19 protein-coding genes are annotated in these 19532 nt (G+C 41.7%); 1 reads left to right on the top strand and 18 read right to left on the bottom strand.

Annotation, left to right across the window (positions count from 1 at the left end; genetic code table 11):
• Positions 1 to 42: 42 nt before the first annotated feature.
• The 3 genes from D4T97_RS08520 to D4T97_RS08510 form a co-directional block, all read right to left on the bottom strand.
• The gene (locus tag D4T97_RS08520) at positions 43 to 465 is read right to left on the bottom strand and encodes an RDD family protein (RefSeq protein ID WP_126049639.1); all 423 of its coding nucleotides are present in this window, start codon (positions 463 to 465) and stop codon (positions 43 to 45) included.
• Between the two features lie 66 nt (positions 466 to 531).
• On the bottom strand, positions 532 to 987 hold the full coding sequence (locus tag D4T97_RS20965; RefSeq protein ID WP_328588766.1) for a CBO0543 family protein: 456 nt from the start codon (positions 985 to 987) through the stop codon (positions 532 to 534).
• On the bottom strand, positions 929 to 2008 hold the full coding sequence (locus D4T97_RS08510; protein WP_235872193.1) for a DUF2515 family protein: 1080 nt from the start codon (positions 2006 to 2008) through the stop codon (positions 929 to 931). The genes D4T97_RS20965 and D4T97_RS08510 overlap by 59 nt, the downstream gene beginning before the upstream one ends.
• A gap of 151 nt (positions 2009 to 2159) precedes the next feature.
• Between D4T97_RS08510 and shc the strand changes: the two genes are divergently transcribed.
• Positions 2160 to 4040, top strand: coding sequence for a squalene--hopene cyclase (gene shc, locus D4T97_RS08505; protein WP_126049635.1), 1881 nt, complete (start codon positions 2160 to 2162; stop codon positions 4038 to 4040).
• Positions 4041 to 4106: 66 nt separating this feature from the next.
• On the opposite strand, the gene D4T97_RS08500 is transcribed toward shc, so the two are convergent.
• The 15 genes from D4T97_RS08500 to D4T97_RS08430 all read right to left on the bottom strand — a co-directional run bounded on the left by D4T97_RS08500 (position 4107) and on the right by D4T97_RS08430 (position 19497).
• Positions 4107 to 4862 (bottom strand): (S)-benzoin forming benzil reductase, encoded by a 756-nt coding sequence (locus tag D4T97_RS08500; protein ID WP_126049633.1) that lies wholly within the window; start codon positions 4860 to 4862, stop codon positions 4107 to 4109.
• A gap of 108 nt (positions 4863 to 4970) precedes the next feature.
• A complete protein-coding gene (locus D4T97_RS08495) occupies positions 4971 to 5483 on the bottom strand; it encodes a flavin reductase family protein (protein WP_126049631.1) in 513 nt (170 codons plus the stop codon).
• 23 nt (positions 5484 to 5506) lie between these two features.
• Positions 5507 to 6577, bottom strand: a complete 1071-nt coding sequence (locus D4T97_RS08490; protein ID WP_126049629.1) for a tartrate dehydrogenase — start codon at positions 6575 to 6577, stop codon at positions 5507 to 5509.
• 147 nt (positions 6578 to 6724) lie between these two features.
• Positions 6725 to 7756 carry a DUF4179 domain-containing protein gene (locus D4T97_RS08485; RefSeq protein ID WP_126049627.1) on the bottom strand — a complete coding sequence of 344 codons (1032 nt, stop codon included), beginning with the start codon at positions 7754 to 7756 and terminating at the stop codon, positions 6725 to 6727.
• Complete coding sequence (locus D4T97_RS08480) at positions 7749 to 8288, bottom strand: sigma-70 family RNA polymerase sigma factor (RefSeq protein ID WP_126050243.1); 540 nt, start codon at positions 8286 to 8288, stop codon at positions 7749 to 7751. The genes D4T97_RS08485 and D4T97_RS08480 overlap by 8 nt, the downstream gene beginning before the upstream one ends.
• A 117-nt stretch (positions 8289 to 8405) precedes the next feature.
• Positions 8406 to 9998, bottom strand: coding sequence for a methyl-accepting chemotaxis protein (locus D4T97_RS08475; RefSeq protein WP_126049625.1), 1593 nt, complete (start codon positions 9996 to 9998; stop codon positions 8406 to 8408).
• Positions 9999 to 10132: 134 nt separating this feature from the next.
• Positions 10133 to 11218 carry a protein-glutamate methylesterase/protein-glutamine glutaminase gene (locus D4T97_RS08470; RefSeq protein ID WP_126049623.1) on the bottom strand — a complete coding sequence of 362 codons (1086 nt, stop codon included), beginning with the start codon at positions 11216 to 11218 and terminating at the stop codon, positions 10133 to 10135.
• Between the two features lie 11 nt (positions 11219 to 11229).
• Complete coding sequence (locus D4T97_RS08465; RefSeq protein ID WP_126050240.1) at positions 11230 to 12021, bottom strand: CheR family methyltransferase; 792 nt, start codon at positions 12019 to 12021, stop codon at positions 11230 to 11232.
• Between the two features lie 19 nt (positions 12022 to 12040).
• Positions 12041 to 12496, bottom strand: a complete 456-nt coding sequence (locus D4T97_RS08460) for a chemotaxis protein CheX (RefSeq protein WP_164525513.1) — start codon at positions 12494 to 12496, stop codon at positions 12041 to 12043.
• Positions 12497 to 12571: 75 nt separating this feature from the next.
• A complete protein-coding gene (locus D4T97_RS08455; RefSeq protein WP_126049619.1) occupies positions 12572 to 12931 on the bottom strand; it encodes a response regulator in 360 nt (119 codons plus the stop codon).
• Between the two features lie 26 nt (positions 12932 to 12957).
• Complete coding sequence (locus D4T97_RS08450) at positions 12958 to 15051, bottom strand: chemotaxis protein CheA (protein ID WP_126049617.1); 2094 nt, start codon at positions 15049 to 15051, stop codon at positions 12958 to 12960.
• Between the two features lie 14 nt (positions 15052 to 15065).
• Positions 15066 to 15491: a chemotaxis protein CheW gene (locus tag D4T97_RS08445; RefSeq protein WP_126049615.1), complete on the bottom strand. Its 426-nt coding sequence runs from the start codon at positions 15489 to 15491 to the stop codon at positions 15066 to 15068.
• 81 nt (positions 15492 to 15572) lie between these two features.
• Complete coding sequence (locus D4T97_RS08440) at positions 15573 to 17159, bottom strand: methyl-accepting chemotaxis protein (RefSeq protein ID WP_126049613.1); 1587 nt, start codon at positions 17157 to 17159, stop codon at positions 15573 to 15575.
• 29 nt (positions 17160 to 17188) lie between these two features.
• Positions 17189 to 17632 (bottom strand): chemotaxis protein CheW, encoded by a 444-nt coding sequence (locus D4T97_RS08435; RefSeq protein WP_126049611.1) that lies wholly within the window; start codon positions 17630 to 17632, stop codon positions 17189 to 17191.
• 266 nt (positions 17633 to 17898) lie between these two features.
• On the bottom strand, positions 17899 to 19497 hold the full coding sequence (locus tag D4T97_RS08430) for a methyl-accepting chemotaxis protein (protein ID WP_126049609.1): 1599 nt from the start codon (positions 19495 to 19497) through the stop codon (positions 17899 to 17901).
• Positions 19498 to 19532 lie beyond the last annotated feature (35 nt).

Below are 19532 nucleotides of genomic sequence, written 5' to 3'. Positions count from 1 at the left end.
TATTCTTTTCATTGTATCACAGGAAAGGGCTTTTGAATGCGTTTACGTTTCCAAGCTCTGTTCCGGTTTGTCCGTTGTTACGTATGTGCCGGCGATCAAATCATGAATAGCTCTTTTGTCCTCGCGTAGGCCAACCATAAATGCACTGACAATCAAAGCAATCCCAATTGTAACTGCATAAACAATTCCTGCTACAAAAGTTCTGAGAAACATCGTTCCAATTCCAACCTTCTCTCCATTCACTTTCACAATGCGGACGCCGACAATTCTTTTTCCAACCGTATAACCCATCCATGCCACAGGAAGTATTAAATAATATAAAAAGCTTAGGAGATTTGTAAATGCGTTTCCTTCCGTTTCACCTGTAAGGATATAAGCTATTATACCCAGCGGAATACCAATAACAATTGCATCCAACAGAATTCCAAGCAGTCTCCTCCAGAATCCCCCGGGATTTTGAATCATCTGCCCCACTCCCTTTACTTTTGATTTTCCTTGGGTGATAACAACGAAGATTCACAAAGCCGATTTTTAAATCGTGCTCTTACTTCGCTGCCCATTCGTCCGTTTAAATACTAACCACACAGCTAATAAAAAAAAGAAATAACCAAAAAATGAGTACCAATGCCTCCATTCAGCAGAATGAACAAAAAAGCCTTGCGACTCGGAGATAATTTCAAGCAGCGGTCCTGCCATACTAAGGAATAGAACAAACAATAATCTTTCTTGGCGGGCCATCAGCCGTGCCGTGTACAAAAATATCCAGGTGAAAATAGGAAGTGCAACAAGATTAAAAATGATATGAATCGAGAAAACATCCCCAAAAGGCCGGTTCGGAAAAGAATACATGCCTATTCCCGTAAAATAAAGATCCAAATACGTCCCTAGAAGCGTAGCAAAAATGATAGCGGGAAAATACAGCGGTTGTTCATATGAACACCGTTTTTTTTGCAAGTGCTGCGAGCTCAAGGTTTTGAAGTGTTTCACAGTAATCACCTGTTATCTTTCCATCAACCGGTTCATCATTTTCTATTAAATAACGCACAACACTGCAGTCATCAAACCAATCTCCGGGTTCTGCTGGTCTGTGTTTCATATTAGGCCAGGCATATTCAAGCCTCGGACTGTACAATCTAGGAGAATTCCTGATCAAGCGGCAGTTCCTTAGTCTCCGAATTTGCAACGGTCCGGGTAATCCTTCGTTGACATCGTTAAATATTTGCGGCCAATAATCTTTCCTGGACCCTGAATGCGGCTGGATCATGCACCAAATCAAAATATCCTGATGCCGCTGTCGATCACTGAACAATAAATGGTACAATCTCCTGCCCAGAATGATGCGCTCATGTAGAGAACCAAATTGATGAATCGTCATACCTGTCAGGACAGTTTTCCTACCTTTTTTTAATGAGGGAAATAATATTTGATTGAATGAAAGCAAATCTTGTAAAACGAATTCAAGAGTATGAAGAACCTTCTCCATATAAAAAGGGTTCTGAATCATTCTTGCTTCCAGGTAGCTTTGTTCATTGACAACTTGGGCCATAGCCAATATATATGAATCCCTTCTATACCAAAAATCTTCCCATATCACCTCCATAAACTTTGATATACCAAAATGCGGCAGCAAGTGAAACAAGCCGCGTTTACGTCTTATACTCTCCCCATAAAGCAAAAACTGAGGATATGCATCCTGAAAAATCAACCAATTGCCCCGCTCCAGAAATTCAAAAAACTCCTCCTGCTTCTTTTCATTCATCAGTCTCGATAACAGATCCCCTTTTAAGTCAGTCATATTCCAACCACCGTTTCTTGACACGGCATGCCCTAAAAATGCCCAGTGGATTTCCGGGTACTGCCGGTAAAAATCAAGATACGCTTTTGTCCTGGATACATTGTTCACGTTTAACAGTCCCGTTGTTTGCTTGATATGTCCTACAATGGTTCTCTCCTCACATGACAAATCATCAAAATCATAAGTCTGGGCACTGTATAGACTTTTCGTCAATTTTCCTTTGATATCAAGAAGTCGGCGGGAAAGCGGTACTGTTTTTTTCTTCTTAGTGCAAAAGAAAATCTTTCCTCACCCCCGCCAAGAATTCTTTCATTTTTTCTGAATAAACATGAGAGGTAACTAGTTGTCAGGGAGATGATTAGGTATGTCATATAATACCGGAGAACCGGCCAGCAAAATCATCGAGACATTGAAAGGCGATCAGAGCGCTGATGGATCATGGGATTACCCCTTTGATACAGGCGTCAAAACGGATGCCTATATGATCATTTTATTAAGATCATTGGAAATAAATGATGAACATTTAATCCGAGGACTAACTGAACGAATTTTAAGCAAGCAGGAGAAAAATGGTGCCTGGAAGCTTTATTACGATGAAAGCAACGGCAATCTGTCTTATACGGTGGAGGCTTACTATGCACTTCTTTATTCGGGCCTTTATTCAAAGTCTGACTCTCGGATGCGCTTGGCTAAAAGTTTTATTTTAAAAAAAGGCGGAATTGAAAAAGCAGAACTATTCACAAAGGTCATGCTTGCATTGACAGGCCAATACAAGTGGCCACACTTTTTCCCGCTTCCAGTGGAACTGATACTTCTTCCCCTTTCATTCCCTTTCAATTTTTACGACTTTTCCGTATTTGGCAGGGCTAATCTCACGCCGATCATGATTTTGGCAGCAAAAAAGTATCAATTAAAAACTAAGAACAGTCCGGATCTTTCCAATCTCTTCCTTTCAAGGACGCATGAGTTTTTTTCGGCAAATGAAAAACGTGAATTCGACAATATCTTCAACACTATTCAACATGGGATCAAAAGCATCCTGATGGCGCCACAGCAAATACGTTCACTTGCCATCGAGCGCGCTAAGCGCTACATGCTCAACCATTTGGAACCGGACGGAACATTTTACAACTATTTCAGCGCCACCTTCCTCATGATTTTTGCACTGATGTCCCTAGGGCACAAGAAAGACGATCCGATTATTCTAAAAGCAGTTGATGGCCTTAAAGCAATGGAATGTACTATCAAGGGGCACCCCCATATACAATATACGACAGCAAATGTGTGGAATACGGCCTTAATATCGTTTACCTTGCAAAATGCCGGCGTTCAACCAACAGACCCAACGATCCTTGCAGCGAACGAATACTTGTTGGAAAGGCAGCATTTTAAATACGGTGACTGGGTCATACACAATCCCAGTGCCTTACCTGGCGGCTGGGGATTCTCTGATGTGAATACGTTCAATCCAGACGTTGATGATACAACAGCGGCGTTACGGGCCTTTTCCCCATTGGTCACGGAGGATTCTGCATTGCGCTCATCCTGGGACAGGGGTGCAAATTGGGTTCTTTCCATGCAGAATAATGATGGCGGCTGGCCGGCCTTTGAAAAAAATGTCGATAAAAAGATCATGAATCTATTCCCAATGGACCGGGCAAGATTTTTGGTTTCGGACGCAAGCAGCGCCGACTTGACCGGCAGGACACTTGAATTCCTGGGAAACTATACGAACATGCCGAAAAAGAACGGGAAAATAAAAGACGGGATTAATTGGCTCATTTCAAATCAGAAAAAGGATGGCTCATGGTATGGTCGCTGGGGAATTTGTTTTATATACGGAACGTGGGCAGCAGTCACCGGGTTAATGGCGGCAGGAATGGATCGTGAACAAAATTGCATCCGCAAGGCCGTCACCTGGCTGAAAACAATCCAAAACAAAGATGGCGGTTGGGGAGAATCATGCAGAAGCGACATTGAAAATAAGTACGTTCCACTCGGAAAAAGCCACGTGACCCAAACAGCCTGGGCATTGGATGCACTGATCGCTGCGGAAAAGCAGCCGACATCAGAAATCAAAGCGGGCGTCGAATATTTGCTTCAATTATACGATAAAGAGGATTGGACGAAGGACTATCCCGTCGGTCAAGGGATGGGAGGATCATTTTACATCCATTACCATAGTTACCGCTATATTTTTCCATTGCTTGCAATCTCCAATTATGAGAAAAAGTTTAGTCAATAAAAAATCGCCTGCATGTAAAAATGCGGCGATTTTTTCTATAACCATTAGGGTGATCACAATAAAAGGTTATTCAACGTTGCGCAAATCCAGCAAAACATCCATTGCGCTAAAGCTGTCACTCTGTATCAGGCGTGCAAGCTTACCAGCTGTTTCTTCAGGAGTGCTGAGCAGTCCCTTATCCTTATATTCGATAAACTGGTCTACCAGGTCAAATTTCTGTTTTTCGGTGGCCCGTATTTCCTTTTGCATATCAGTGTCAATAATACCCGGTGCAACCGAAACTATTTTTACACCAAAAGGCTCTTTTTTCTGCTCTAAAGCGACTGCAGTTGAATAATGGTCAAGCCCTGCCTTTCCCGCACAATAACTGCTCCATCCAGGATAGGCATGGCGGCCCGCACCGGAAGAAATATTGACAACTCGTTTTGGCACATGCTTATCCTTCAGTTTTTTGATAAAAGCAGACGTCAAGATCATCGGTGCCGTTAAGTTGATTGCTATGCTTTTTTCAATAGCAGCCGGAGAATTGTCTTCCGTATGGCCAATCGGCTCAATGACACCAGCATTGTTGACAAGCGTAATCGAGCTTGGAAAGTCCGGAATCAATGAAATCATGGCATCCATCAGTTCTTCCAGCCTGGAAGTTTCGAATAAATCAAATTCAAGGAACACAAGCTTGCACTCATTTTTCTTTGCAAGCTCCACAAGCTCCTCATTCTTTAAACGTGCTGTACAAACAAGGAGGTTATTTTCCTTAATAAGCTCCTTGCTCATAGCCAAACCGATCCCTCTTGAAGCCCCTGTAATAAAAAAGACGTCCATATGGTTTCATCCTTTCTTTAAATGGATCAGCGTTCCTACAATAGAGACTGACATTAATCACACTATTGTTCTTAATTGTTTAACCCAGGAATTATCTAATAAAACCCGTCAGCTTTTGTCATCGATATCTGTGTAAAATTGCGCTGGAATCGAACCGAAGTTTCTACGGTGATATAACATTGGATCGCGCTTCTCGATATCAATATCAAGAACTTCTCCAATTAAAATTGTATGGTCACCAGCCTCAACCGCTTGATGCAATTTGCATTGAAGGACGGCAAAAGCTCCATCGATAATTGGAATATTGTGCTCTGACATGTTCCAGTTGCACTTACTGAACCGGTCGACATTTGGAGTGGCAAATGTTTTGCAAAGCTCCACTTGATCGGCAGCCAAAATATGTACTGCAAACTTTTCACCATTTATAAAAGCTTCTTTTGAAGACACACGGTGATCAATGGACCAAAGAATGAGCAAGGGATCAAGTGATACCGAAGCAAATGAATTCACAGTAAGACCTACTGGTGTACCATCTTCTGTAGTCGCTGTCACAATCGTAACCCCTGTTGGATAATTCCCAAGCGCCTCTTTAAATAGTTGTTGTTTCTCTGCTTTTGACATGAAAATCCTCTCTCCTTTTTCTCTTAAAAAAGATCATTTAGTATTTCTGTAATCCTATCCCCTACTTCTGAAGTGGAAGCAGTACCGCCCAAGTCGGGGGTAAGTACTTCATTCTCTTCAAGAAGTCTTTCAATCGCTTGCAGAAGTTTTTCACCAATATCACTATAGCCGAAAAAGTCAAACATTTGACTGGCTGACCAGACTGTTGCCAATGGATTGGCAATGCCTTTACCTGCAATGTCCGGAGCCGAGCCGTGGACCGGTTCGAACATGGAGGGATATTCCCTTTCCGGATTGATATTCGCACCTGCTGCAAGCCCAATCCCGCCTGCTAGCGCTGCCCCTACATCAGTTAAAATATCCCCGAATAAATTGGACGTGACTACCACTTCAAATCGCTCCGGATCCGTGATCATATGCATGGCAGCCGCATCTACGAGATATGAATGAGTCTCGATCTCTGGATACTCTTTGCTGACTTTTTCAAACACTTCATCCCAAAAGACCATGGAATAGTTAAGCGCGTTTGCTTTACTTATGCTTGTCACCGATTTTCCGGCTTCCTTTGCTGTTTCAAATGCGTAACGGATGATCCGTTCTGTTCCCTTTCTGGAAAAAACACCTGTCTGCAGGACGACTTCTTCGGGCTTTCCTTTAAAAAGCCAGTCTCCGGCACCGGAATATTCCCCTTCGCTGTTCTCGCGGATAAATAACATATCTATTTTTTCTTTGCTTCCATCTATTAAAGGACATGGCGCTCCATTTAAAAGTTGAATGGGTCTGATATTCACATATTGATCAAACTCTTTTCGGATACGCAACAGTAAATCCCAAAGGGAAATATGGTCCGGAACTCCAGGATAACCGACAGCACCCAAATAAATTGCATCAAACTTCCTTAATTGGTCAATGCCGTCTTCGTCCATCATCCTGCCATGCTCAAGATAATACTCACAGCCCCATGGAAAGTGGGTAAATTCGAATTGAATCCTTCCGCTCAACTTTGCGGCTTTTTCCAAGACTTTGATTCCCTCGTCGATAACCTCTGGTCCAATTCCATCTCCGGGAATGACAGCTATCTTCAGTGTCTCCATCCTCTTCAACTCTTTCATCTATTTATTTGAGTTAAGCAATCAAATCTATTTTATCAAAAGAATGAAAGAAAGACTTGCTTTTTGCAGCAAGCCTTTCATACTCTTTGATAAAAGGATCTGATTTTTCTGCCTCTCCGGATCCCAAATTCATTTTGGAATTAACGGAACGAACAATTCCAACCCCTCTATTTCATCTCTATTCTCTACATCATCTGTTAAGGTGTTATCAATGGTCTTGATTGTTAGGGATTTCGGCACTTTATCCATAGGTGGAAGGACCAGAACAACCTTGCGGCCATATTCCCCTGCTATTCCTACCTGAAGTTTCAATCTATCGTATATATTTCCTTTGTCATCAATAACAATGTAATCGAACCAGGGCCATGTATCATTTTTATCCATCTCTACCGGGTAATCCAATGTTAAGTCGATTCTCGTAGAAAGCTCAGAAAAAGTTATCTTATCCGTTGCCAAGGTATATTTGTTGTCTTTGGTCTGCCCTTTTACCTCTGGATAAAACTCATGAATATCGCCCTTAATTTTTTCAAGCGGAAAATCCACTTTCCATTTGCCTTTAAGCCCGAATAAATTTTCTCCCTGGACAGATACATCAATATGATCCCCAAATTCATCGTAATTTGTTAAAGTAAATTGATGGTGCTCAATAATCATGGAAGGGGTGATCATATCCTGTCCTGATGAACCGATGGCCGCTTCGACTTCCCTTCCATTGATAGTGATATTTGTAAAGCCTACTGTCTCTTCCTCTAGCGACACCTGTTTTTCACCCTCATAGGCAACCGTTACGATTAATCTTCCTCCATCATATGCCGCATCCTTCACTGTCATAGTTAACCCATTACGGCTATCCTGTTTGTCAATTACCGAAGCCAATTGATCATTTTGAATTTTTTCCGAGGCAATGTCGCTAAACTGCTCGTAAATAGGACCAATAACTGGAACCTTGGATAGAGCTTTAGCTGCCCCGCTCGAAAAAAATCCAGATCCTAATATGGTCAGACATAAACCGCAAGCCGCTAATAAAGAGCGTTTTACTGTCCTGTCCGTAATTCTCCTTCTCTTGGCTTGGAGCATAGCTGCCTTTTCCCTTGCCATCAGTTTATCCACTGGGACATCTATTTCATCGATGATATATTCGTGAAGCTCTTTATTATTCATAAATATATCCCTCCTTCAAAATGGGCCTAAGCTGTTTTTTTGCTCTGCTTAAATTTGAACTGACTGTTCCCTCTGGACAATTCATCATCTCTGCGATTTCCTTGATTGACAGTTCGTGATAATACCTCAATAAAATAATAGTTTTATAAGTCGGATTGAGAAATTTGAAAGCTTCGGTTAAATCCATTGAATGGGTAATTGATTTGATACTTTCTTCCGTAATTAGACCGTCAAATACTTTTTCATCATCTGTTGGAAATTGTTTTGATTCTTTCCGTATGAAATCTATTGCCTGAAATACCAGGATCTTTGTTATCCAACTAGGAAAACTTTCCGGCTTTCGCAACTTATGTATTGAGGTGTAAGCCTTATAAATTGCTTCTTGATAAATATCAAGGGCATCCTGTTCATTTCGGACATAAGCGTAAGCCGTACGATAGAGCTTTTCGCGCATAGAACCTATTAATTGTTCAAATGCTCTGTCATTCCCTTTCTTTGCTTTTTTTACTAGACTGGTTATATTTGTCAATATCCTTTCCCCCGTTTCATAATAAAGTCGTTTGAGAAAGAGGAAACACTGCAAAAATAAACTTTTTCATAAAAAAATCCTTAACCCATTATAAGGCTAAGGACTACCAAATAGTTGATTTCACTCGTTCAGCTTAAAATTTGCTACAGATGCATTCAATTCCTCCGCCAATTCTGTCAGGGCCTGTGCGGTGGAAGCGGTTTGCTCACTGCTTGCAGTTGCTTCTTCCGTTGCAGCAGAAATGCTTTCGATAAAGGTAAGAACCTCAGCAGATTGCGCCGCCTGTTCCTCGCTAGTTCCCGCAATTTCCGTAACTTTGTGACCTGTATCATTGACCATTTGAATGATATGCTCAAAAGCTTCGCCAGATTTTTTTGTATGAGCGAGACCTTCCTGAACCGCCTTTACACTTAGTGCTGTATTCTCCTGCATTTCTTTGATAATTGAAGTGATCTGTTTTGTCGCATCCCCGCTTCGTTCAGCAAGTTTTCGGACTTCGTCGGCTACTACAGCAAATCCTCTGCCTTGCTCACCGGCACGAGCCGCTTCAATCGCAGCGTTCAAGGCCAATAGGTTCGTTTGGTCTGCAATGTCATCAATGACTTCAATAATTTCTCCAATCCTGTTCGAATCCAGTTCCAAGAGTGACATTTGATCACTGACCAGGTTTGCACCATCCACGGAGGATTGGACTACTTTTTCCCCATTTTGTGCAATCTCGATTGTTTCATTTGCCAGCTTGGCAGCATGCTCTGTATTTTTAGCAACTCCATTAATCGCTTCTGATAATTCCCTGAAAAGTTCATTCATTGTTTGGGCAGCATTTGCCTGATTTGCACTCGCACTGGCAATTTCTCCGGTGCTGGCAGACACTTGCTCCGAAGATGCTGACAGATTCTCAGCTGCATGAATGATGTTTTGAATCATGCCTCTTAAATTGGCAATCATCCGATTAACAGACTGTGCCAATATCCCGATTTCATCCGTTGTCCGAATATCAGTTGTTTCTGTCAAATCGCCATCAGCCACCTTCTGTACCAGCCCAACGACTTGGTTGAGCGGTCTGGCAATGACTCTTGAAATAAGAATCCCAAAAACGATACATAGGATGAAAGTCAGCGTAATGTTGAACAAAGTGATATTTTTCACCATCGTATATGTATTTCCGGAATCACTATTCTCTTTTTCCGCTTCTTCGACGTTGATTTCAATCAATTTATTGAGGATGATTCCCAATTCAATTTGAAGTTTATTCAAATTCATCTGATTAAAATATTTAGTATCGTTATTAATGATGACATCAATAGATCGGTCGTACTCCCTATTGTATTGCTCTAATTCGGTGGCAAATCTCTCCATCAATTCTTTCTGTTCTTTATTAAGTGAAGTTTTGCTGTACAATTCGATATTTTTGTTGATTTCACTTCTGGCTTCTTTAATATCCTGCAAAAGCTTCGTCCTTTCTTTGCTAGATACGCTGATAAAAATATCACGCCAGTTTACCTTTAATTCTTGGAAAAGATATCTTGTTTCATTCAAATATTGAATTGGCTGCAAACTTTCATCATACATATTTTCAGTGTTTTCATTTAGTTTCCCCATATTGTATACCGAAAAAAATCCGCCGCCTATTTGTATTAATGCAATGAGGATAAATGCTGCTAGTAGTTTCACGCTTGTTTTCAAATTTAAGAACTTCGAAAAAAACTTCATTTATCCATTCCCCCTTTGAAAAGCTTCTTTATAGTGCTGCCGGAATATAAAACTGCCAATTCCAAACAAAAATAAAAGTGTGAAAATTTACGATAAATTTATACTCCCGGCAATTACCGAGAGTAGCATAAATATCAACGGGTCTTCTGTGATAACTCGATTATCTTGGATGAAATGCGCTGCAGTGGAAGGACATGATCGACACAGCCCAGATTGACAGCTGTTTTAGGCATTCCATAAACGATGCATGTCTCTTCCGACTCGGCGATCGTCGTAGTAGCCGCTCCACCTTCCTTAGCTTTCTGCATTCCCGCGGCTCCGTCTCCTCCCATCCCTGTCATAATGATATAATGACGTTTCAATCTAGTAAGTTTACTCACGGAGTCGTATAAAACATCAACAGATGGTCGATGGCCATTCCGCTGCGGTTCTTTAGTTAATGAAATACGGTATTCGGTGCCCCTTTGACGGACTTCCATATGGTAATCGCCTGGAGCAATATAAACGGTTCCGCCACTAATGACTTGATTATTCTGGGCCTCAACAACATTCACTTTTGATATGCCATCTAATCTTTTCGCCAGATATTCTGTAAATTTTGGCGGCATATGCTGCACTACGAGCACAGGATTATTAAAATCATCCGGCAGTCCCGTAATTACCGTTTCCAGCGCTTTCGGCCCCCCGGTTGATGTTCCAATCGCAAATAATTGCTCGAAACCTTTTTTTACTGTTTGCGGTTTTACTGCTCTTGGAATAACCGGCCTTGCTATTGTCTGAACAGTTTCTTTCGAAACTGGCTCTACTGTTTTGGACAGACGTGCCTTGGAAACCGCCTTGATTTTCGCAAGCAATTCTTCTCTTACACGAAACAGATCCAATGACACAGACCCGGACGGCTTTTGAATGAAATCAACGGCTCCGAGCTGCAGTGCTTTGATTGTTTCAAAGGCTCCTTTTTCGGTCAACGAGCTGACCATGAGGACAGGAGTCGGAAACTTGTGCATAATATGCCTAAGTGCCGTCAACCCATCCATCTCAGGCATTTCCACATCCATCGTGATCACATCAGGCTTCAATTCCCCTGTCAGCTTAATGGCCTCCAAGCCGTTTTTCGCTGTTCCAACCACTTGCAAACGATCATCTTTAGATACGAAATCCGAAATAAGTTTTCGCATGAAGATGGAATCGTCAACGATAAGTACCTTAATTTTCAACATAACAATCTCTCCTACATCTTTTTGTAAAAGAATGTATCCGCCTCTTTCAACTGGTACCTCTGTGGCTGAAAGATTTGCTCAGAGCCGCCAACGAAAAGGTATCCGCCTTTATTTAGTGCCTTGCTGAACTTTTGAAACAGAAGGTCTTTTGCCTCATCTGTAAAATAGATAAGAACATTGCGGCAGAAGATTAAGTCAAAGCCCTGTTCAAAAGGATCTGACAGCAAATTTTGCTGTTTAAATTGAACGCTTTTTCTCAACTTATCGGAAATCAGGTAGTGGCCGCCCATATCAGTAAAAAATTTATCCCGATACAGAGGCGAAAGATTTTTTAGCGTGGTTTCTTTATACTCGCCTGACTTCGCTTGATTGATGACCTTTTGATTGATGTCTGTCGCCAAAACCCGAATATCTTTCCAGTCCATGAATGAAGATAGCAGCATAGCCATGCTGTATGGTTCTTCCCCTGTTGAGCAGGCAGCGCTCCAGCATTTGATCCGTTGTTTATTCTTTAATAATTCAGGGATGATTTTCTTTTCTAGAACTTCCCAACGGGAAGGATTCCGGAAAAACTCTGTGACGTTAATCGTCATATGATTTAAAAATTCTTCATACAGCATTTCATCCTGCATCATTGCTTTATAGAAATCATCAAATGTGCGGAAGCCTTTTCTGTTTTTCAAAGCTTCCAATCGACGCTTCATCTGGTCTTCTTTATATGAGTTCAGATCTATGTTTGTTTTTCTTTTTATTCTCTGAATGAAAAAATCATAATCTTGATTTTTGTCTATTACTTCAAGCATTGCTTCACCTTCGGCTTTTTTACTTTTCAAACATCACGCTTATTTCAGCTGTTTCTGTATGATCAATAGTCAATATGGCGGATAATGTATTAACTTCGGCTCCGGACACTTCAATAGACTTTCCTACAAGCAAAGTAGGTGGGGTGATATTCAAAGCGAACCCCCGCTGTGTGTATATAGTCAAAGCATTTCCGCAAATCATGTTGGTCAGTTCCAATAATGCGCTTTGTACCATTTGGTCCAAGTGAGAGACTTCTATGCCGCCCATCATGGCAGAGGCAATCTTCATGCCTGTCTGTACGGGGAATCGGATCAGGACCTGTCCCCTTATATCTCCGGTTAGCCCGATCATTGTTAATACATCGGCATCTGAATTGGACTCATATTCCTTATTTTCATTTTTACAGGTAATTTGAAACTGCTCAAAGACAAATGCGGAAGACTGCAAAAAAGGATCTATATCTATCACTTTCATGTCCTTCAACTCCATGTTCCTGTAATAAAGAAGGACGACGTTGGTCATCCTTCTCCCATCGTGTTTGGACCAGCTTCAGCTCTTGCCGATTTTGGCTATCGCATTCATCATCCTTTGCGGATTGATGGGCTTAACAATAAAGTCCAATGCGCCAGCGATAATCGCTTCTTTTACCATTGATTCCTGCCCCATTGCTGAAGAAATGAGCACTTTAGCGTTCGGGTCGTATTGTTTGATTTCTTTTGTGGCCGTTATTCCGTCTTTGTTCGGCATTGTTATATCCATTGTCACCAAATCAGGCTTCAATTCTTTATATTTTTCTACAGCATCATTGCCATCAACAGCTTCACCGATCACCTCATGACCAAACTCCTCCAACATTTTTCGTAAAGTCATGCGCATAAACGCAGCATCATCAACAATTAATATTTTCATTTATTTCCACTTCCAATCTATGAATTTTAAACATTATTGAGCATTCTATTGATGCCAGCCACTTCTAAAATCAATTCCACGCGGCCGTCTCCCAAAATGGTTGCACCTGATACTCCGTTTATTTTCCCTATATATTTCCCTAGGGATTTTACGACTATTTCCTGGTTTCCTTGCAGTTCATCCACAATCAATGCAATTCTTTTTTCACCTACAGCTACGATAACAACCGGCAGCTGCCGGTCTCCCGGGTCTGTGCGCTGGATTTGTAACAGATCATGGAGCCATACGACTGGCAGCACCTGCTCCCTGACAACAACAATTGATTTGCCTTTGATTGTTTGGATTGTATCAGGGTGGATGCGGACAATTTCAACAACATTGCTCATAGGCAAAATAAATGTCCTGTCTGCCAATCTGATGATTAGGCCTGTAATGATAGCCAATGTCAATGGAAGTTTAATTTTAAAAGTTGTACCTTTTCCCAGCTCCGTATTCAGCTCTATAATTCCGTTCAAGCTTTCAATGTGACTTCGTACGATGTCCATCCCGACTCCCCGTCCTGATACGTCACTCACTTCTTTAGCGGTTGAAAAACCAGGGCGGAAAATGAGGTACGCAGCTTCGTCGTCAGTAAGCTTTTCAGCTTCCTCGGCACTGATGACACCCTTTTTCACTGCCGACGCCTTCATTTTTTCAGGATCGATACCTGCACCGTCATCACCCACGGTAATGACAACCTGGTTCTCCTCATGGCTTGCCGTAATGCGCAAGACGCCTTTTTCCGACTTATTTGCTGCGATACGGTCTGCTTTTGATTCAAGCCCATGGTCAACGGCATTTCTAATCAGATGAATCAATGGATCTCCGATTTTTTCTATAACCGTACGGTCCAATTCCGTTTCTTGCCCTTCAATGACGAGGTCTATGTCCTTATCCAAATTCTGCGCAAGATCACGGACCATTCTCGGAAATCTGCTGAACAGCTGTCTAATTGGCAGCATCCGAACTTTCATGACACTTTCCTGCAGCTCCCCGATAACGCGGGCAACATGATCGGATACTTGTACCAGGTCATCAACTGTATCATCTTCGGTATAACGATTATGAAGCAAACCACTTACCTGGCTGATCCTTGTCTGGTCAATGACCAATTCTCCTACCAGATTCATAAGATGTTCCAAACGGTCCACATCTACCCTGATTGTTTGTGCCTGCTGCTTACTTTGGGCCGGCTTTTTTTTCGTGGATTTTGAAGCAGCCTGCTTGACTTCAGGATGGACAGCCATCGGTTTAGGTTCTTTTTCCGTTAGAGCTGATTCAGCTGATTTTTCTAGCTCTTCTTCCACCTCAACCGCGGATGCTGTTTCATTGACAGCCTCCTGACCCAATGTGGAAACTACAACTTCATCGACATCCATCATGGTTTTCACGGTCTCTGTAATTTCCGACTCGCCTTGTTGAGAGGCAAGGAGAAATTGGATTTTTTCATAATCCTCTTCGTCATTTTCCGGGTTGTCAAAGTTAGGAACTGATTGAATGATCTCTGCTCCGAGCGACTCAAGCTGATTTTTTATTAAAAACGCACGGATTGACTTCATTTCACATTCTGCTGCAATATGTATGGCAAGCTCATAAATATGTAGGCCCTGTCCCTCGAAAGATTCAATTTCTTCTTGGTTAATAGCTGAAGAAAGAGTAGAGGTGTCTTTTTCCTCGACTTGTAACGGCGGTTTTCCGGCTGAAAAGTTCTCCACTTCTTCAATCAGCGGAGTAATATCAGTCCTTTCTTCTTCGCCTGATACGATTTCATCTTTCAACTGCTTCAACCCGTCCAAACATTTGAATAAAAGATTGATTAGATCAGGAGTGACAGACAATTTGTTGTTGCGGACATGATCCAGCAAATGCTCCATTTCATGAGTTAGCTTCGTCATATCCTCAAAGCCCATAGTAGCTGAAGAACCTTTTAATGTATGTGCCGCTCTAAAAAGCCTCTGAATGACTTCCGGCGATTCCCCTTCTTGTTCAAGAACAAGTATCTCCTGGTCAATAATATCCAGTTGTTCATCCACTTCATCTATGAAAATACCCAAAAACTCGCTTAAATCAAATGTATCCATATTTTATCCACATCCTATTGTTGGAGCACTTTATCCAAGTTTAATATGCTGACAAGTTCATCATCCACTTTTCCTATACCGGAGAAGAATGACCCTTTTGAATCTCCTAACGTCTCAGGGGGCTGCTGAATCTCACTGAACATCGTCACCTGGCTGACGCTGTCTACAACGATCCCAATCATCTCATCTGCATATTTGACAACAACAATCCGAGTGTCTTTTGTATACTCGTCCTCATTCAATCCGAAACGATGACGCAGGCTGACGACTGGAATAATCCTTCCTCTCAGGTTAATGACTCCTTTTATATGAGCCTGGACATTCGGTATTTTCGTAATATCCTGCATTCGTATGATCTCTTCAATATCATGTATTCTGATTGCATATTTTTCCGTTCCGATACCAATTGCAACGTATTGTTCCTGACTAACAACGCTCATCCATTTCACCTTCTTATAGTTTTTCACTGTTTACAATTCACCCCCAATCGTTCCATTGGGGGGTGAAATTCTATCTCTCAATCAATTTATTTTAAAAGCAGCTACCGATGCATTCAATTCCTCTGCTAGATCAGTGAGCGACTGAGCGGTTGATGCAGTTTCCTCACTGCTTGCTGTCGCTTCCTCGGTCGCAGCGGAAATGCTTTCAATGAACGTAAGTACTTCTGTCGACTGGGCCGCCTGCTCCTCGCTGGCTCCAGCAATTTCCGTCACTTTGTTTCCTGTATCATTCACCATATGAATAATATTTTCAAAAGCTTCGCCCGATTGCTGTGTAAAAGCAAGTCCTTCCTGAACGGATTTGACACTGAGCGCCGTGTTTTCCTGCATGCCCTTGATGATTGTTGTAATCTGTTTCGTCGCTTCTCCGCTGCGTTCCGCCAATTTTCGTACCTCGTCTGCCACAACGGCAAATCCACGCCCTTGTTCTCCCGCCCGGGCTGCTTCAATGGCTGCATTGAGCGCCAAAAGATTCGTTTGATCCGCTATATCGTCGATCACTTCGATGATTTCTCCGATTCTATTGGAATCTTTCTCCAATTGGGACATCTGCTCACTTACAACATTAGCTCCATCCACGGAAGACAGGACCACTTTTTCACCATCCTGCGCAATTTGTATCGTCTTGTTCGCAAGTTCCGCTGCCTGCTCGGTATTTTGTGCGACAGCATTGATCGCATCGGACAATTCCCTGAACAGTTCATTCATCGTTTGGGCGGCGTTCGCCTGATTGGAACTTGCGCTCGCTATCTCTTCCGTACTTGCGGATACCTGCTCGGAGGAAGCCGATAGATTTTCAGCTGCACTTAAAATGTTTTGGACCGTCGCCCTTAAATTTAGCACCATAGTATTGACGGATTGAGCCAACATGCCCACTTCATCTTTTGAATGTATATCTGCCGTTTTCGTCAAATCCCCGTCTGCCACTTTTTCTACAAGTCCGACTACCTCGTTTAGCGGACGGGAAATGGCCCTTGAAATCAAAATCCCCATTCCAATGCTAAAAATCAAAACAATAATGATAACGGAAATGGCAATAAGCTGTGTAGAATGATAAGCGGCTTCCGAAGCTTTATATGTTTCTCCTGCACTGGCTGATTCCATTTCCGCCAATTGATTGACGATTCCGATCAACTTATTTTGATAATTTAATAAGTCACCGCCAATATAACTTTTATAATCTGCTTTTTCATCGACAATCGCTCTGATAGATTCATCGTAAGCATTATTGAATGCCACGAACGCAGGCTCAAATTCTTCCAACACCCTTTTTTGTTCATTTGACAAGGAGCTTTTGCTGTATACTTCTATATTTTGCTCTATCTGCGACCTTATTTTGTTTACAGATACCATTAGCTCTTCACTTGAATCAGCTATGTACACATCTCGCCATTTGATTCTCAATTCCTGAAGCAGCAGCTTATTATCCGACATGATTTCAATCCGTTTAATTCTGTCGTTGTACATTTCTCCCATACTATCGTTCAGCTTGCCCATATTGGACAGCCCGAAAAAATTGATGCCAATTTGCAGTATCGCAACGAGGATAAAAACCGACAGTATTTTGGTTGCCGTTTTCAAATTATTAAATGCTTTAAAGTACTTCACCCTTGACACTTCCCCATTAATAAGTTGTATTAATCTAAAGCTTTTTGAACGTCAACGTGCTGCAATAATGTCTGTAAGTTAAGCAAAGCAATTGTTCTATCATCATGATGGTAAACCCCATTGATCCACTCACTTTGCGAAAGGTGCGGTGCCGGACTGATGTGTTCGTCTGGTAAGAACATGACATGATCCACTTCATCCACTACAAACCCCAGTTCCTGGCCATTGGTTTGTAAAACAATCATTCTAGTCTTTGAATCGATTGTTTTTTCTTTTTCTGAAAAAACCCGGTGTAGACTGATAATCGGAATAATTTGTTCTCTAAGATGAATGACACCCAAAAACTCCTCGCGTGAATTGGGCACCCATTTGACAGTTTGCATTCGAATAATTTCAGAAACATCATGAATGGAAATTGCGTAATGGTTTTGATTAACAACAAATACGACATATTGTTCATCCTTCGTACTCAACGATCTCCCTCCCTCTTTTAAAAATGTAATCTGCCACCCTGCATCAAGTAGGTGGATGGGTCTTTTGATCCACCGCTAATTAATTTTTAGATAAAAACTGGAATACTTGCATTACTAATTTAATATATTAACTACATTGTTTTTATCGGCATATACTTGGATTTTTTTAGCAGGTCATGAAATATTCATTTTTCCGATATTTAAACCAACGACAAAAGCCCTGGTTAAAAACCAGGACTTTGCATTATGATAGCTTGTTATTTGGATTAGTTTATTTTAAAAGCAGCTACCGACGCGTTTAATTCCTCTGCCAAATCGGTCAGCGTATGTGCTGTTGACGCTGTTTCTTCACTGCTTGCAGTTGCTTCTTCCGTAGCAGCGGAAATGCTTTCGATGAACGTCAGCACTTCTTCCGACTGAGCCGCCTGTTCCTCGCTGGCGCCGGCAATTTCCGTCACTTTATTGCCTGTATCATTCACCATATGAATGATATTTTCAAAGGCTTCACCTGATTGCTGCGTAAAGACAAGCCCTTCCTGAACCGATTTGACACTGAGCGCAGTATTTTCCTGCATACCCTTGATAATTGTTGTAATTTGCTTCGTCGCTTCCCCGCTGCGTTCCGCCAGTTTCCGCACTTCGTCGGCCACAACAGCAAAACCTCGTCCCTGTTCTCCTGCTCGGGCTGCTTCAATTGCTGCATTGAGCGCCAACAGATTCGTCTGATCCGCTATATCATCAATCACCTCGATGATTTCACCGATTCTATTGGAATCTTCTTCCAACCGGGATATCTGCTCGCTGACAACATTGGCACCATCTACGGAAGACAAGACCACTTTCTCCCCATCCTGTGCAATTTGAATTGTTTTATTCGCAAGTTCTGCTGCAATCTCTGTATTTTGTGCGACAGCATTGATTGCATCGGACAATTCCCTAAACAGCTCATTCATCGTTTGAGCGGCGTTCGCCTGATTTGAACTTGCGCTGGCAATTTCCTCTGTACTTGCTGAAACCTGTTCGGATGATGCAGATAGATTTTCAGCCGCACTCTGAATATTTTGCACCGTTGCCCTTAAATTTAACACCATCGTATTAACGGATTGAGCCAGTACGCCCACTTCATCTTTCGTATAAATGTCTGCCGTTTCCGTCAGGTCTCCATCTGCGACCTTTTCCACAAGGTCAGTCACTCGAGAAAGCGGCCGGGCAATGATCCTGGATATAAACAGTCCAAAAGCAACACATAAAATGAATGTGAATACAATCACGGAAATCATAATGATTTGTGAAACTGTGTACATATCCTCTGCATCTTTAATTGCATTTTCCGCTTCGGCCGTCTCTAGATTAATCAATTCATTTATAATGCTATTTAGCTCATTTGCTTGGACAAGCCAATCCCCATCCATAAATTGTAAATACTCTTCATCCTTACCACTTTTGATTAATTGATAAGATTCCTCAAAAGACTTATTATATTCGTCCCACACAGGTGCAAAGCTTTCCAACAGCTTTTCTTGCCCGTTAGAAAGATCTCCCTTTTTATACGCCTCAATATATTCAGCTATTTCTGTACGTACAGTCTTTGTACTCTCAATCAAATTATCTCTTTCTTTGACAGATTTTCTTATGTACATCTCCCGTAAAATAACTCTTAAGTTTAAGAAACCGCCCCTTACTTCCGTCATATTTTGAATAGGTTGCAACCTGTCGGTATACATACTATTCACACCATTATTTAATTTCCCCATGTTGGATAATGCGAATAATCCTACACATATTTGGAGGATGGCGACAAAAACAAAAGCTCCAATTAACTTGTTTGCTGTTTTAAGGTTGTAAAACCAACTTAATAATTTCAATATTAAACCCTTCCTTTAAGTTTATTAATCTTGAT

Source organism: Siminovitchia acidinfaciens, from assembly GCF_003605385.1.
GTDB classification, from domain to species: domain Bacteria; phylum Bacillota; class Bacilli; order Bacillales; family Bacillaceae_C; genus Siminovitchia; species Siminovitchia acidinfaciens.
This window is presented reverse-complemented; position numbering and strand designations above follow the sequence as displayed.